This is a genomic window from Collinsella aerofaciens, assembly GCF_039752775.1.
GTDB classification, from domain to species: domain Bacteria; phylum Actinomycetota; class Coriobacteriia; order Coriobacteriales; family Coriobacteriaceae; genus Collinsella; species Collinsella aerofaciens_R.
This window is the reverse complement of sequence record NZ_JBDMGT010000003.1, coordinates 64,923-80,673: the sequence shown is the minus strand read 5'-3', so window position 1 is coordinate 80,673 and position 15,751 is coordinate 64,923. Positions and strand designations below refer to the sequence as shown.

11 protein-coding genes are annotated in these 15,751 nt (G+C 61.4%); 1 reads left to right on the top strand and 10 read right to left on the bottom strand.

What is annotated here, in order from left to right:
* Nucleotides 1-3: 3 nt before the first annotated feature.
* From rpoB to ABHR63_RS01745, 5 genes are all read right to left on the bottom strand, one after another.
* Complete coding sequence (rpoB, locus tag ABHR63_RS01765; RefSeq protein WP_271803438.1) at nucleotides 4-3,495, bottom strand: DNA-directed RNA polymerase subunit beta; 3,492 nt, start codon at nucleotides 3,493-3,495, stop codon at nucleotides 4-6.
* A gap of 287 nt (nucleotides 3,496-3,782) precedes the next feature.
* Nucleotides 3,783-4,691 (bottom strand): UTP--glucose-1-phosphate uridylyltransferase, encoded by a 909-nt coding sequence (locus ABHR63_RS01760; protein WP_117745808.1) that lies wholly within the window; start codon nucleotides 4,689-4,691, stop codon nucleotides 3,783-3,785.
* A 314-nt stretch (nucleotides 4,692-5,005) separates the two neighbouring features.
* Nucleotides 5,006-5,383, bottom strand: coding sequence for a 50S ribosomal protein L7/L12 (rplL, locus tag ABHR63_RS01755; protein WP_346965859.1), 378 nt, complete (start codon nucleotides 5,381-5,383; stop codon nucleotides 5,006-5,008).
* Between the two features lie 102 nt (nucleotides 5,384-5,485).
* A complete protein-coding gene (gene rplJ, locus ABHR63_RS01750) occupies nucleotides 5,486-6,007 on the bottom strand; it encodes a 50S ribosomal protein L10 (protein ID WP_055250258.1) in 522 nt (173 codons plus the stop codon).
* A gap of 507 nt (nucleotides 6,008-6,514) precedes the next feature.
* The gene (locus tag ABHR63_RS01745; protein WP_346965858.1) at nucleotides 6,515-7,651 is read right to left on the bottom strand and encodes a pyridoxal phosphate-dependent aminotransferase; all 1,137 of its coding nucleotides are present in this window, start codon (nucleotides 7,649-7,651) and stop codon (nucleotides 6,515-6,517) included.
* A gap of 93 nt (nucleotides 7,652-7,744) precedes the next feature.
* Between ABHR63_RS01745 and ABHR63_RS01740 the strand changes: the two genes are divergently transcribed.
* On the top strand, nucleotides 7,745-8,404 hold the full coding sequence (locus tag ABHR63_RS01740) for a hypothetical protein (protein ID WP_195568930.1): 660 nt from the start codon (nucleotides 7,745-7,747) through the stop codon (nucleotides 8,402-8,404).
* A gap of 1 nt (nucleotide 8,405) precedes the next feature.
* Here ABHR63_RS01740 and ABHR63_RS01735 read toward each other — a convergent pair whose 3' ends face one another.
* From ABHR63_RS01735 to ABHR63_RS01715, 5 genes are all read right to left on the bottom strand, one after another.
* Nucleotides 8,406-8,969: a DNA-deoxyinosine glycosylase gene (locus ABHR63_RS01735; protein ID WP_346964759.1), complete on the bottom strand. Its 564-nt coding sequence runs from the start codon at nucleotides 8,967-8,969 to the stop codon at nucleotides 8,406-8,408.
* A gap of 3 nt (nucleotides 8,970-8,972) precedes the next feature.
* Nucleotides 8,973-10,349 carry an alpha-amylase family glycosyl hydrolase gene (locus ABHR63_RS01730; protein ID WP_225093838.1) on the bottom strand — a complete coding sequence of 459 codons (1,377 nt, stop codon included), beginning with the start codon at nucleotides 10,347-10,349 and terminating at the stop codon, nucleotides 8,973-8,975.
* A 153-nt stretch (nucleotides 10,350-10,502) separates the two neighbouring features.
* Entirely contained in the window at nucleotides 10,503-11,699 is a 1,197-nt protein-coding gene (locus ABHR63_RS01725; protein WP_055250267.1) for an MFS transporter, read from the bottom strand.
* A 120-nt stretch (nucleotides 11,700-11,819) separates the two neighbouring features.
* Complete coding sequence (feoB, locus tag ABHR63_RS01720; protein ID WP_346964760.1) at nucleotides 11,820-14,231, bottom strand: ferrous iron transport protein B; 2,412 nt, start codon at nucleotides 14,229-14,231, stop codon at nucleotides 11,820-11,822.
* A 421-nt stretch (nucleotides 14,232-14,652) separates the two neighbouring features.
* Entirely contained in the window at nucleotides 14,653-15,552 is a 900-nt protein-coding gene (locus tag ABHR63_RS01715) for an alpha/beta hydrolase (RefSeq protein ID WP_195363880.1), read from the bottom strand.
* Between the last annotated feature and the right edge of the window lie 199 nt (nucleotides 15,553-15,751).

Sequence of the window (15,751 nt, the reverse complement as noted above, 5' to 3'; positions counted from 1 at the left end):
CAACTACTCCTTATCAGTGGTCGTGGCGGCGACAGCCTCGGGCGCCTCGTCGGTCTCGGCATCCTGGGCCTCGACGTCGGCGTCAACGCCGGCGAGCGCAGCCAGGTCGTCGAGAGCAGAGGTCTCCTCGGCGGTCACAGGGGCGGAGGCGTCCTCGTCGGCATCGTGCATGGGCTCGATGTCCAGTGCGAGCGAACGAATCTCCTTGACGAGAACCTTGAAGGACTCGGGGATACCCGGGACAGGAACGTTCTCGCCCTTGACGATGGACTCGTAGGTCTTGACGCGGCCCACGGTATCGTCGGACTTGACGGTCAGGATCTCCTGCAGGACGTTGGACGCACCGTACGCGTACAGTGCCCAAACTTCCATCTCGCCGAAGCGCTGGCCGCCGAACTGAGCCTTGCCGCCCAGAGGCTGCTGGGTAACCAGGCTGTAAGGGCCGGTCGAACGGGCGTGGATCTTGTCGTCGACCATGTGGCCGAGCTTGAGGATGTAGGACGTACCCACGGTAATGGGCTCGCGGAACTCCTCGCCGGTGCGGCCGTCGAACAGGCGGGTCTTGCCGCGCTCGTCAAGCTGGGTGACGAACTCGGGGCGCATGTGATCGCCAAAGGCAGCGGTGGCCTTGTTGAGCATGTTCTTGTTGGCACGACGGATGACCTCGGCGATTTCGTCCTCCTTGGCGCCGTCGAAGACGGGCGTCGCGGTGAAGAACGGACCGGGGACGTACTTGTCGGAGTCGGCCTGCTCGGTATCCCAACCGCACGCAGCAGCCCAGCCAAGGTGGCACTCGAGCAGCTGGCCGACGTTCATACGCGAAGGAACGCCCAGCGGGTTGAGGATAACGTCGATCGGGGTACCGTCAGCCATGTAGGGCATGTCCTCGACCGGCAGAACGTTGCAGATAACACCCTTGTTGCCGTGGCGACCGGCAATCTTATCGCCCTGCTGGATCTTACGACGCTGGGCGACGTAAACGCGCACCTGCTCGTTGACGCCGGGGGCCAGGTCGTCGCCGTTCTCGCGGCTAAAGCGGACGACATCGATGACGCGGCCGTAAGCGCCGTGAGGCATCTTAAGGGAGGTGTCGCGGACGTCGTGGGCCTTGGCACCGAAGATGGCACGCAGCAGGCGCTCCTCGGCGGTCAGAGCGCTCTCGCCCTTAGGCGTGACCTTGCCGACCAGGATGTCGCCAGGGCCGACCTCGGCGCCGATGCGGATGATGCCGTCCTCGTCGAGGTTGGCAAGCATGTCCTCGGAGAGGTTCGGGATCTCGCGGGTGATCTCCTCGGGGCCGAGCTTGGTGTCGCGAGCATCGATCTCGTGACGGGTGATGTTGATGGTCGTCAGCAGGTCCTCGGCCACCAGGCGCTCGGACACGACGATACCGTCCTCGTAGTTGAAGCCTTCCCACGGCATGTATGCCACGGTGAGGTTCTGGCCCAGTGCGAGCTCGCCATGATCGGTCGAAGGACCGTCAGCCAGGGGCTCGCCCTGCTCAACGGTGTCACCGACGCGCACGAGCGGACGGTGGTTGATGCAGGTGGACTGGTTGGAGCGCTGGTACTTGGCCAGGTGATACTCGTCCATGCCGCCGGCATGCTTGACGATGATCTTGGCAGCGTCGGCAAAGATGACCTCGCCGGCGTTCTTGGCCAGGGTGACCTCGCCGGAGTCCAGAGCGGCGCGACGCTCCATGCCGGTACCGACATAGGGAGCGGCAGGGTGAACCAGCGGCACGGCCTGACGCTGCATGTTGGCGCCCATCAGCGTACGCTTGGCGTCGTCGTGCTCCAGGAACGGGATCAGCGTGGCTGCGACGGAGAGCATCTGACGCGGCGAGACGTCCATGTAGTCGACGTCCTCGACAGGCACGTCGGCGGGAGCGCCGAAGGAGCCGTCGAAGTCGCGGGTACGGGCGATCACGGTGTGCGGGCGGACAAGCTTGCCCTCGGCATCGGTCGTGATGAACTCGTTGGTCTTGGGATCGAGCGGCGTGTTGGCCGGCGCGATGACGTGTTTCTCTTCCTCGTCAGCGGTCATCCAGTCGATCTGGTCGGTGGCAACGCCGTTCTCGACGCGGCGGAACGGAGCCTCGATGAAACCGTACTCGTTGACGCGGGCGTAGAGGGCGAGCGAGCCGATCAGGCCGATGTTGGGGCCTTCGGGAGTCTCGATCGGGCACATGCGGCTGTAGTGCGAGTTGTGAACGTCGCGGACGGCCGTCGGCACGTTGGTGCGGCGGCTGGAGCCGGACTTGTGGCCGGCAAGACCGCCAGGGCCGAGTGCGGACAGACGGCGCTTGTGGGTCAGACCGGTCAGGGGGTTCGCCTGGTCCATGAACTGCGAGAGCTGCGAGGAACCGAAGAACTCCTTGATGGAGGCCACGATCGGGCGGATGTTGATGAGCGACTGCGGGGTGATCTCGTCGATGTCCTGGGAGCTCATGCGCTCACGGACAACGCGCTCCATACGGCTCATGCCGATACGGAACTGGTTGGCGACGAGCTCGCCGACGGTGCGGATGCGGCGGTTGCCAAAGTGGTCGATGTCGTCGACCTTGAAGCCCTGCTCGCCGGCGGCGAGGGACAGCAGGTAGCGCAGCGTAGCGACGATATCCTCGTCGGTGAGCACCGTGACCTCTTCCTCGGTGGTGAGGTTGAGCTTCTTGTTGACCTTGTAACGACCGACGCGGGCCAGATCGTAGCGCTGCGGGTTAAAGAGCAGGCCCTCGAGCAGGCTGCGGGAAGCGTCCACGGTGGGAGGCTCGCCCGGGCGCAGACGACGGTAGATCTCGATAAGGGCATCCTCGCGGGTGAGGGCGGTATCACGCTCGAGGGTGCGCTTGATCACATCGGAGTTGCCGAGCAGCTCGATGATGTCGTCGTTGGTGACGGCGATGCCAAGGGCGCGCAGGAACATCGTGGCGCTCTGCTTGCGCTTACGGTCGATGGAGACCATGAGCTGGTCGCGCTTGTCGACCTCAAACTCAAGCCAGGCACCGCGGGACGGGATGATCTGGGCCTTGTAGATCTGCTTGCCCGAATCCATCTCGGAGCTGTAGTACACGCCCGGGGAGCGGACGAGCTGCGAGACGACGATACGCTCGGTACCGTTGATGATGAAGGTGCCCTGATCGGTCATCATGGGGAAGTCGCCCATAAAGACGAGCTGCTCCTTGATCTCGCCGGTCTCCTTGTTGGTGAGACGGACGTCGGTCAGAAGCGGGGCCTGATAGGTCATGTCCTTCTCGCGGCACTCCTCGACGGTGTGCGCGGGGTCGCCGAACTGATGCTCGCCGAAGGTAACCTCGAGAACATGGTTCTGGCTCTGGATGGGGCTGGATTCCTTGAACGCCTCACGAAGGCCCTCGTCCTTAAAACGCTCAAAGGATTCCCTTTGAACAGAGATAAGGTTGGGGAGCTCCATGGCCTCCGGGATTTTCCCGAAGCTGACGCGCTTGCGCTCAGTGGCAGTGTATGCGTAGGTCACCAGGTTTTTCCTCCTTCACGGAAATGCTCGGTGGGTTGGCGAGGCATAGCTTCGCCAGTTATCGCAACCTAATAGTTTATCAGGTACCGATCGTTGGGCAAGAAAAGCCTTGACGCAATTGAGTTTTTGGAGTAGCAAAGTTTTTCGACAGAAAATGCGCAGGTAGATGCATGTATATCGAACACCTGTTCATATATTTTCTGTGAACAGAGGGCCAGCAATCGCAGCTCTTATAAAAAACGGGCGCGAACCGAAGTCCGCGCCCGTAAATGTCGATGCCCGAAGGCTTACTTGCGCATCAATCCGCCGCGCTCGTCAATGGCGTCCCAGAAGGCGCTGGCAAAGCGGGGGTCGCTTGCAGCCATGAGGGCGTTGGTGGCCATCCAGCCAGAGGGAGTGCCGGTGTCGTAGCCCGAGAGCGGGTCGATGACGACAGCGTACATGGCCTCGCGGTCGAGCGAACGGGCCATGGCGTCGGTGAGCTGGATCTCGCCGCCCTTGCCGGCCTGCTGATCTGCCAGCAGGTCCATGACCAGCGGGCTCAGCAAGTAGCGACCGACAATGTACAGGTTGGACGGAGCAGCCTCGGGAGCGGGCTTCTCAACCAGACCGCCGATACGCCAGACAGCGCCCGGCTCGGCATCGGCAACGTCCTCGGCGCCTTCGAGCGAACCGACGCGCTCACCGGCGATAACGCCGTAGCGGCTGACTTCCTCGGGCGAGCAAGCAGCGACGGCGATAACCGAAGCTCCACCGTGCTCCTTGGAAACGGCGAGCATCTTGTCGCAGATGTCGCGATTAGGCACAACGTAGTCGCCCAGAAGAACCAGGAAGTTCTCCCCTGCCACGGCGTCGGCAGCAGAGCGGATAGCATGGCCGAGGCCCTTGGGCTCGTACTGATAACGGAAGTCGACCGGCATACCGCCAGCGTGGGCGACGGCATCGGCATAGGCGTTCTTGCCGCGCTCGCGCAGCAGGTTCTCGAGCGAGCGATCGGGCTGGAAGTAGTTCAGTAGCTCGGGCTTACCGGGAGAAGTAACGATGATGGCGTCGTCGACCTCCTCGGGGTCGAGCGCCTCCTCAACGACGTACTGAATGACGGGCTTGTCGAGCACCGGCAGCATCTCTTTGGGCGTGCACTTGGTGCCAGGCAGAAAACGCGTGCCAAGACCGGCGGCGGGGATGATTGCCTTCATGTTATTCAAAGATCCTTTCGCAGGCGCAAAAGCGCCCCATGCGTGCGGCACACAGCCGCAGACCAAATTGCGATACCCAAGCATCTTACCGCTGGAACTATATGTCGCTACAAGGCAGAGACAATTCTTCAGCAGGTCAACGCAAATTATTGCTCGAATGGTGCAATTTTATTGCCCAACGGCAGGGTGCCCGATACGACGCAAATCACAGAACATGGCAGTTTGAGCTACCGATGTCGAGGGACCGAAAAACAAAAAAGACGGGGCTCGCAATGCGAACCCCGTCTGCAAAGAAATCTGGCGAGAAAGCCTGATTACTTGAGGGTGACAGCAGCGCCAGCAGCCTCAAGCTTCTCCTTGGCAGCCTCGGCGTCCTCCTTCTTGGCACCCTCGAGAACAGCCTTGGGAGCGCCCTCGACGACCTCCTTGGCCTCCTTCAGGCCAAGGTTGGTGAGCTCACGGACGGCCTTGATGACCTGGATCTTGTTGTCGCCGAAGCCCTCGAGCACGACGTCAAACTCGGTCTTCTCCTCGGCCTCAGCAGCGCCAGCAGCGGGAGCGGTGACAACAGCGGCAGGAGCAGCGGCGGAAACGCCGAAGGTGTCCTCGATAGCCTTGACGAGCTCGGAAGCCTCGAGAAGGGTCATTTCCTTAAGAGCATCGATGATCTCATCGGTGGTAAGCTTAGCCATTTCTAAGTCCTTTCGGTTTCCGTGTCTGTGCACGGAGATCAGTTAAAACACGGCGCGAATGCGCCAGGGGTGCGGCGTTGCCGCCGCGGGCGAAAACAGCGACTAGGCTGCCTTCTGCTCGGAGACCTGCTGAATCGAACGAGCGAGACCAGAGGAAACGCCGTTGACGCAGACAGCGATGTCGCGAGCGAAACCGGAGATGAGACCGGCGATCTGGCCAAGAAGCTGATCCTTGGTGGGCAGCTCGGCGATAGCCTTAACATCATCAGCGGAAACGGCCTTGCCGTCGGAGATACCGCCCTTGATCTCAAGGACGCCCTTGGACTTAGCGGAGAAGTCCTTAAGGGCCTTAGCGGCCTCGACCGGCTCGGTCTCGTAGAACACATAAGCGACGGGGCCGGCGAGAATCTCGTCGATCTCGGGCTGCTCCTGGTTCTTGAGGGCGATCTTGACCAGGTTGTTCTTGTAGACCTTCATCTCGGCGCCGCACTCGCGAAGCTGATGACGCAGCTCCTGAGCCTGCTTAACCGTCAGACCGTTGTAGTTGACAACGAACAGACCGGCGTTCTCGGCGATACGGGACTCGATCTCTGCAACCTTGTCGATTTTGTACTGCTGGGGCATGAATTACACCTCCTCGAATTCTTTCCGGGCACGGTCCGCCACAAGGACGTGACGGGGGCATGTCCAAAAAGAAAGCCCCCGCGCTGCATGAGCGACGGGGGCGAGAAGACATATCTACTCGACCACCTCGGCTGGCGGGAAGTCCCATTAAGCTCGCGGGTAAGACCCGTTTGCGCCGGCTGTCTCTGGCAGCGGATTCGTGCGTGAACCGAAAGTATTATGGCGGGGACCCCGGCGTCGGTCAACGGCAACCCTGACTGCACACAATTCCACCATCTCGGCCGCGCCGCCAAAGGCCAGGCGCAAGCTTTTCGCTCGGTCAGGTCCTGGGCTCGCACGAAGAGCACATTTAGTGCTCTTCGGCTCGTGCGGAATCTACGAAAAGCTTGCGCCTGGCCTTTGGCGGCGCGGCCTGTGTTGACTTTGGGGCAGCCAGGGTTGCCGTTGGCCGGCGCGCCCCACGCATAACCCTTATGTCGGTGGGCTGATGTGTTGCATCCCTGAGGGCTACAAGGTTGAAATGAAGGTGGACAGGCGGCGGAGGCCTTCGTCCAGGTCTTTGTCGGAAACGCAGTAGCTGAGGCGGATGTGGCCTTCGGTTCCGAAGCAGTTTCCGGGAACTAGGGCTACGTTTGCCTCTTTGATGGCTTTGATGCAGAAGTCTTCGCTGGTTAGGCCGAACTTTTTGATGCTCGGGAAAGTGTAGAAGGCTCCTGCGGGCTCTACTACGTCGAGGCCCATGGCGTTTAAGGCTTCGAGTACGCGCTCGCGGCGGGCTCGGTAGACTTCGAGCATGGGAGCGGGGTCGACGGTCAGAGCTCGAGCTGCGGCGTCCATCTCAAATGAAACGGCGCTCGATACTAAGTATTGGTGGGCCTTTGCGATCTCGGCGATGACGGGTGCCGCTGCCGCGAGCCAGCCCAGGCGCCAGCCGGTCATGGCCCAGGGCTTGGAGAAGCTCTCGATGACTACCGTCTGCTCACGCAGCTCCGGGTGGCGCTGGGCAAAGCGCTCGTAGTCGTCCACGTAGACCAGGCGGTTGTATACGTCGTCGCAGATCACGTAGATGCCCGCCTGCTCTGCCACGTGTGCCACGGCGTCGAGCGATGCCGCGTTGAGGATGCAGCCTGTAGGATTGTTGGGCGTGCAGATGACGATGGCCTTAGTCGCCGGCGTCACGCAAGCACGAAGTGCGTCCTCGTCGATCTGAAATTGCGCAGGCTCCGTATCCAAAAAGACCGCCTTGGCGTGATTGGCCACGACGATGCTCTCGTACAGGCCAAAGGCCGGCGTGGGGATGATGACCTCGTCGCCTGGATTGAGCATAGCCATAAACGTAGCCGACAGGGCCTCAGTCGCACCATCGGTCAGGATGACCTCGTCAGCAGAAAACGAAAGGTCCGCGTCGCCCATATATGCGGACAGCGCCTCGCGCAGGGCAGGGCGACCGTTGTTGGGCGGATAATGCGTGTCACCGCGGTCCAGCGCGGCGGTCACCTCGGCGCTAATCACGTCGGGCGTGGGAAAATCGGGCTCGCCGAGCGCAAGCACGATGCACCCTGGGTGCTGGGCAGCGAGCGCGTTAATCCGACGGATGCCGGAGGGCTTGAGCGTGGCAAGCGAAGTATTCATGGGCAGGCGCATGGCGTTCCTTTCGTAAGGGTTGCACTAGGATAGCGCGGCGAGGCGCCGCCAGACGGTGTAACCTAAACGGAAACCAACCGGAAAGGAGGCGGCATGGAGACGATCGCGCGCGGCGATGTACCAAAAACGTTGCAGACCATTGCGTATATCAGCATTCCCGATAGCGCCGATCTTGAGTTTTTGCTTTGGGACCTCCAGGATGCCATCGCGGCCTATGCACAGCTTTCTGGCACCACGCTCCCCCGCCCGATCGATTTGGAAGCGGATGATGCCGGTGCAGTCGATGGCATCGTGCTAGCCATTGAAGATGTGGCTGACGATGAGACGTTGACAGCTATCGAGCAGGCGCTTGAGCGCTTTGGCGGTACGGGAACGCGCGTCTATGCCGCGATTCGAGCCGCACAAGAGGGCGCTAAGCAGGCGCGCGGGACCGCCGTTCGTCTGCACGAGGCATGTGAGCGCCTTGACCAATTGTGGTGTGGCGGCGTTGTCGTCTGTGCCGGCAGCGGTATTGCGGCGCTTCGCCACTCCCCGCGTATGGGTCTCTTGCGTCGACCACTTTCAGAAGCGATGGATAAGCTTGTGGGCGCTGTGCGCATGGGCTGCTCCATTGAGCATGCGCAGCTGCTTGGCGGTGGCAATGCCGGTAGCGTCGATGCCGACGGCATGGTGCGCGCTAGGCCCGCTGTGCCCGCACTAATCTGGCGCGCCATCATCAAACGCCTCGGCGCCCGTGCCCAATCAGATATCTAAATTAGCGAGCGCCCCAGTCAACGGCCTCGCGCCAGCGCCCAACAAGACGCTCTAGGCGCCACGCCGCGTTAGCGGGACTAGTTGACGGCAATACGACAGCGGGCAGGCCTGTCCGCTCCTGTAGATAGCGCTTATAGAGGCGCCCCGCCGTACCTCCGTTGCATACCACCTGCTCAATAGGCGCATTGCCCGCAATGCGCTCGATATGTGCCGGCACAACGTTGCGAATGCTCGCGTCACTCGAGCCCTTGATGTCGCAGCTCCCGATCACGTCCCACAGGGCCACGCCGCCGTTAAGCAGCATGGAGCGCTTGGCGGCAATCGAGGCATCGAGCGTCGCAGGCTCACTGCCTGCCAAAAGGTCGCCCTCGTTGGGCGGCACGGACACACCGAGGCATGCGGCTATCACGCGCCAAAAGCGGTTCTGCGGATTGCCATAGTAGAAGGCATTGGCGCGCGAGAGCACCGAGGGAAACGACCCCAGCACCAAAACGCGCGAGCGCTCGTCAAACACGGGCTCAAACCCATGCTCAATATGTTGATAGCCCTCGTCAGACACGGCCATGGGCTAGGCTCTCAACAGATAGCGCACCTCGTAGGGTGCAAGCTCAAGGGTACCCGTCAGCTCGACCGTGGGCGCATCGTCGGCAAGCAGGTCGACGAAGGAGCCGTTGAGTTCGCCGGCGCCAAAGGTGTAAGGCTCACCCACGGCATTCACCGCCACGAGCACCGCCGCGTCGTCGCAGGCGCGCTCGAACAGCAGCTGCTTGTTCTGGATCACCACGTTGCGATAGGCACCGTAGTTGAGAGCACGGGCAGCCGCGTCGTCGGCCGAGCGAAGGTGCGCAAGCTGCGTGATGAACGCCGTCAGCTCGTTGGGCGCAGGCTCATTGAGCGCAGGTCGCAGCGCCCAGTCGCCATCGGGGCCGCCCTTTTCGCCAGCAATTCCCCACTCGCTGCCATAGTAGACGCACGGGATGCCCGGCATGCCAAAGAGCATGCCATAGGCGGGACGCAGGCAGGATTTGTCGGTGAGGATACTTGCCAGGCGCGGCACATCGTGGTTGTCGACAAACGAAAGCAGATGTTTGCCGCGGTAGATGCACCAAGGGTCGCCGCCAAACTGACGGTGCAGCGAATGGGCGATCTCGAACATGTTGACCGAGTTAAAGCTGGAATACAGGCCCTTGTAGCACTCGTAATTAGTGCACGAGTCGAGCATCTCGTCGTTGACGATCTGATTGTAGTCGCCGTGGAGCGTCTCGCCGATGAGCACAAAGCCGGGCTTGAGCTCACGGGTAAAGGAGTGTAGGCGGCGCATAAAGTCGCGGTCGAGCATGTAGGCGACGTCCAGGCGCAGGCCGTCGACGCCAAAGACGTCGGCCCAACGGCGCACAGACTCGAGCAGGTAATCGACCACAGCGGGATTTTGCAGGTTGAGCTTCACAAGCTCAAAATGACCCTCCCAGCCCTCGTACCAAAAGCCGTCGCCATAGCAGGAGTCGCCGTCAAAACTGATGTGAAACCAATCCTTGTACGGCGAATCCCACTTGCGCTCCTGCACATCGCGGAAGGCCCAAAAGCCGCGACCGACGTGGTTGAAGACGGCATCGAGCACCACGCGGATGCCATGGGCGTGCAGCGTGTCGCATACGGCGGCAAAGTCGGCATCCCCGCCCAGGCGACGGTCTATATGGCGCAGGCTGCGCGTGTCGTAGCCGTGACTATCGGACTCGAGCGGCGGGTTGATGAGCACAGCGCCAACGCCGAGTTTTTGCAGGCAGTCGGCCCATTGGGCAATCTTCATGATAGGAGCATCGGGGTTGGGTTCGACATCGGCGGCCTGGGCGAGCTCATCCTCGGCAACGGGGGCGGCGTTTTCGCGCGGAGCTCCGCAAAAGCCCAGCGGATAGATCTGATAGAACGTCGTCTCGTATGCCCACATAGCAACCTCCCGGTAAGCTCAACACAACGACATCCATTGTATGCCCAGCTTGTATCCCCTCCCCCAAAATAAGTTGCGGTGGAATAGTTCCTGCTTGGGCCTTCAAAGGCCTTAAACAGGAACTATTCCACCGCAACTGATGAGGGGACGTGGCTAGGCGACGGGCTTGGCGCGGCGGATGGCTGGGAACATCACCGTGATGGCGAGGATAACGCCCACGACGGCAATCGCCCCGCCCACAAAGCCGATCCAAGCGATACCGGGACCCGAAACCACGGCGCCGCCGATTGCGGTGCCCGTGCCGATACCGAGGTTAAACAGGCCCGAGAAGATCGACATGGCGACGGCCGACGAATCTGCCGACGTGCACTTGATGAGCTCGGCCTGAAACGCCACGTTAAAGGCCGTGGCGCAGCAACCCCACAGTGCGCAGACGGCAAGCACTGTCACGAGCGAAGATGCGGCCGGCCCCATGAGCAGCAGGGCCACCGGCACGCCGGAGAGCGTGATAGCCAAGAACGGGAAGCGATGCCCATCGAACAGGCGGCCAAACAGCCAGCTTCCGAGCAAACCAGAGCAGCCAAACGCCGTCAGCGTCATGGTAATGGCGCCCGCATCGACGTGCGCGACCTGCGCCAGGAAGGGCTCGATATAGCTGTAGCTTGCGTAATAGCCGGTCGCCATGAAGACCGTGACTGCGTAGAGCGCGATGAGGAGCGGGTTCTTGAGCAGCTCGGGCAGCTGTTTGACGGTAAAGCGCTCACCCGCCGGCATGGCCGGGAACACCGCTGCCTGGTAGACGACCGCGATGGCTGAGAGGCCCCCGACCACGGCAAACGTCATGCGCCAGCCCACGGCCAAGCCAATGGCGCGACCGAGAGGCAGGCCAAAGATCTGCGCGATGGACGAGCCCGTGGCGATCATGCTGATAGCGAGCGCCCCGTGGCGTGTGTCAACCAGGCGCGACGCCATGATCGAGGCGACCGACCAGAACACGGCGTGCGCGCAGGCAACCACCAGGCGCGCGCAGACTAAGATGGGATAGGTCGGCGCCAAGGCGGACAGGAACTGGCCCAGCGAGAACACGGCAAGCACGCCCAGCAGCATCCGCTTGAACTCGAAACGCGAAGCGAACACCATGAGTGGCAACGACAGCAGCATGACGCCCCAGGCATAGACCGAGATCATGATGCCCGCCTGGGCCTCGGTGAGCGAGAACGACGCGGCGATATCAGTCAAAAGGCCGATGGGCATAAACTCCGACGTGTTGAACACGAACGCACAGCAGGTGAGACCGACGAGTGGGAGCCACTGCCTGAGCGTGATGCCGTCTTGCCTTGTCTGAGTCATATATAACGTCTCCAATCGTTTTGAGCGGAGGCGATTATATAGCAACGGCCCCGCATCCGTCAGTACAGAAGCGGGGCCGAAAACAATTCGATACACAGAGGTTGCGCCGTCAATTCATAACTAAGCCAACCCCAGCAATATGCCCGCCGAATGCACGACAAACGCCACGATCCAGGCAACGGCGACCTGAAACGCGAATACGGCCACGGCATAGCGCGCGCCCAACTCGCTCTTGACAGCGCCGATTGCCGCCACACAAGGCGGGTACAGCAACGTAAAGACCAAGAACACGTAGGCGGTAAACGGCGAAAACATGGTCGACAGCGCCGCGGGCGACGTTGCGCCCAAAAGCACCGTGAGCGTCGAGATGACGCTCTCCTTGGCAATGAGCCCCGTGACGAGCGCCGTCGAGGCGCGCCAGTCGCCAAAGCCGAGCGGGGCCAACACCGGCGCGATGATGCTACCCAGACCGGCAAGCAGGCTTTGCGACTGGTCGGCGACCACGTTAAAGCGGATGTCGAACGTCTGAAGGAACCAGATGACCACCGTAGCGGCAAAGATAATGGTAAAGGCCTTGGTGATGAAGTCCTTGGCCTTATCCCATGCCAGCATCACCGTCGTCTTGACGCTCGGCAGGCGGTAATTGGGAAGCTCCATGATAAACGGCACCGGGTCGCCCTTAAATGCCGTGCGGTTGAGCACCAAAGCCGCGATGCAGCCGACCACGATACCGATCAGATAGAGCGAGACCATGGCGGGAACCGTCGCCTGCGGGAAGAATGCTCCGCACAGCAAGCCGTAAACCGGCAACTTGGCTGAACAGCTCATAAACGGTGTGAGCATGACCGTCATCTTGCGGTCGTGCTCGGATGGGAGCGTACGGGTCGACATGATAGCCGGCACGGTACAGCCAAAACCGACGAGCATGGGCACGAAGCTGCGGCCCGACAAGCCAAAGCGACGCAACACCTTATCCATGACAAAGGCCACGCGCGCCATGTATCCGGAGTCTTCCAGAATGGAGAGGAACAAAAAGAGCACGACGATAATCGGCAGGAAGGTCAGCACGCTGCCCACACCCGTAAGCACGCCGTCGACAGCCAGCGAGCGCACCACGTCGTTAGTACCGAACGCCTTGAGGCCCGCATCGGCCGAGGCGATGATGGCAGCGATACCGTCCTCCATGAGTCCCTGCAACGCCGCGCCGATCACGCCAAACGTCAGCCAAAAGACGAGGCCCATGATCACCAGAAACGCCGGAATGGCTGTGTAACGACCTGTCAGGATGCGGTCAATCTTGACGGAGCGCACGTGCTCGCGGCTCTCGTGCGGCTTGACGACGCAGCGCCCGCACACGTCGCCGATAAAGCTAAAACGCATATCGGCCAGCGCAGATAGGCGGTCGGTGCCGGCCTCGCCTTCCATCTGGGTAATGATGTGCTCGATAGCGTCGAGCTCATTGCGATCCAGGTGAAGCGCCTCGGTTACCAGCTCATCGCCCTCGACCAGCTTGGTCGCCGCAAAGCGCACCGGGATGTGCGCCGTCACGGCATGGTCCTCGATCAGGTTAGCAATACCGTGGATGCAGCGATGCAGCGCACCGCCGTCCGGGCCGTCGGGCGCACAAAAGTCCAGGCGACCAGGGCGCTCGCGGAACCGCGCCACGTGCAGGGCGTGGTCCACCAACTCGCCGATACCCTCGTTGCGGGCAGCGCTAATGGGAACAACGGGCACGCCCAACAGGCTCTCGAGCAGGTTGACGTCCACGGCGCCGCCGTTGGCGGTCACCTCGTCCATCATGTTGAGCGCGATGACCATGGGGCGGTCGAGCTCCATAAGCTGTAGCGTCAGGTACAGGTTGCGTTCGATATTGGTGGCGTCGATGATGTCGATGATGGCGTCGGGGTTTTCGTCAAGGATGAATTGACGGCTCACGATCTCTTCGCCCGTGTACGGCGACAGCGAATAGATGCCAGGCAGGTCGGTAACGCTTGCCTCGGGGTGGTTGCGGATGGTGCCATCTTTGCGGTCGACCGTCACGCCGGGAAAGTTACCGACGTGCTGGTTGGAGCCCGTCAGCTGGTTGAATAACGTGGTCTTGCCGCAGTTTTGGTTGCCGGCGAGGGCAAAGTGCAGCGGCGCGCCCTCGGGCACGGCCGTCTTTGCCGCACGGGGCGAATACGTCCCCTCGCCCAGGGCCGGATGCTCCGTCGTGCCGATTGCGGCGTTAGCGCGCGGACCCGTATCGGTGTCGTGAATACCCACGAGCTCGATGCGAGCGGCATCGTCCTTGCGCAGTGTCAACTCGTAGCCACGCAGGCGGATCTCGAGCGGATCGCCCATGGGGGCGTACTTCATCATGGTGACTTCGGTGCCCGGCGTTAGACCCATGTCCAAAATATGCTGTCGGAGTGCCTGATCGTCCGATGCCACCGATGCGACAACGGCGTCCTTTCCAATCTCGAGTGTATCGAGCTTCACGTCCGTGTTCCTCCCCCGGCGCCCACAGGGCGTTGTATTTATGTTCACCATGGCTAACCGTTTGCCATGGCTAACCAATTGTAACCATGCATGATAGCGCGAACACACAACGACGTTCAATCGACAGATCGGTGCGATGGGGACAGGCAGGAGAGTTCAGGGCCATAGTTTCCCGATGAGCCTCTCGGGGAAACTACATCCCAGAATTCTGGCTCGAAACGGGATATGGTTTCCCTAACAGGCCTCTTACGGAAAATGCATCCCAGAATCCCCGCTCGAAACGGGACGCGCTTTCCCAGTCGAGGCCCTATGGGAAACTGCGTCCCACCTTGAAAGGCAAAACTGGGATGCAGTTTCCAGACGGGACATCAAAAACAAAGTTGCGGTGGAATAGTTCCTGGATGGGCTGGTTGATGCCCCAGATCGGAGCTATTTCACCGCAAGTTATTGAAGGGCTGGGATGCCCGTCCTCTTACAGATGGCGCTCCAGAAAGCGGAAGGCCAGGCGGATCCAGGGACGGACTGCCACCTGCTTGTCCTCGTTGTCGACCGCGGTGTTGGCGTTGCCGAGCGAAAGGCCGTGACCACCCTGGTCGAAGACGTGCATCTCGCATGCAACGCCCTCCTCGGCCATGCGCTGCGCAAACGGGTAGACCTGCGCGATCGGCGCCGTCTTGTCGTCGGACACGCCCCACACAAAGGTCGGTGGCATCTGACGCGAAACATGCGTGGTGGGGCAGATGTCGGCCAGATGCTCGTCAGTTGCCTCGCCGCCCGTCACCATCGACAGGTAGTCGTTGAGCAAATCGCGTCCCGTCTTGCCGCCCGTCTTGGGCACGCGCAAGTCAATGCGCGGATCGCGCGTCTGCATGTCGCGCACATAGGCAAAGTCGAGCAATGGATAGCCCAGCACCACGGCATCGGGACGAATGTCGTCCGGACGCGCCCCGGCAAGTGCCGCAAAGGGGCCGGTCTTCCACTGTGTTGCCAGCGAGGCGCAAATCATGCCGCCAGCAGAAAAGCCCACGACGCACACGCGCTTAGGATCGACATGCCACTCGTCGGCGTTGGCGCGCACCGTGGCGACCATCTTGGCAAGATCTGCCTGGGGGTGCGGAAAGCTCACGTCACCCGTAGAACTCGTGACATAGTTGAGCACAAAGGCCTGGTAGCCGCGGTCCAAAAATGCAAACGCCACCGGGTCCTGCTCGTGCGGAGCGATATGCGTGAACCCGCCTCCGCCGCAGATGATCACCGCGGGGCGGCGGCCATTGGGCTTGTCGGGCAGCGGCTCGGCACCCAGATACGTAAAGGTCGCCGGATAATCCTCGGTCGGCTCCTCGCCCCACAGCGCATGGTTCTCGACAATCATATGTGCTCCCTTCGCGCAAATTAAGCGCCCTTGTTTTTCGCCTTCAAGCGTACCCCACTTGAACCCGTGGCGCAGAAACTCTCCGGCAATAAGTTTCCCTTCAACTGATATATCACATAATCCCAGTTCAGAGGTATCGTTGAGCAGCGTAGAATAGGGGCGTTGACCAAGCCGCGAAACACATGTGAAACGTTTCCGG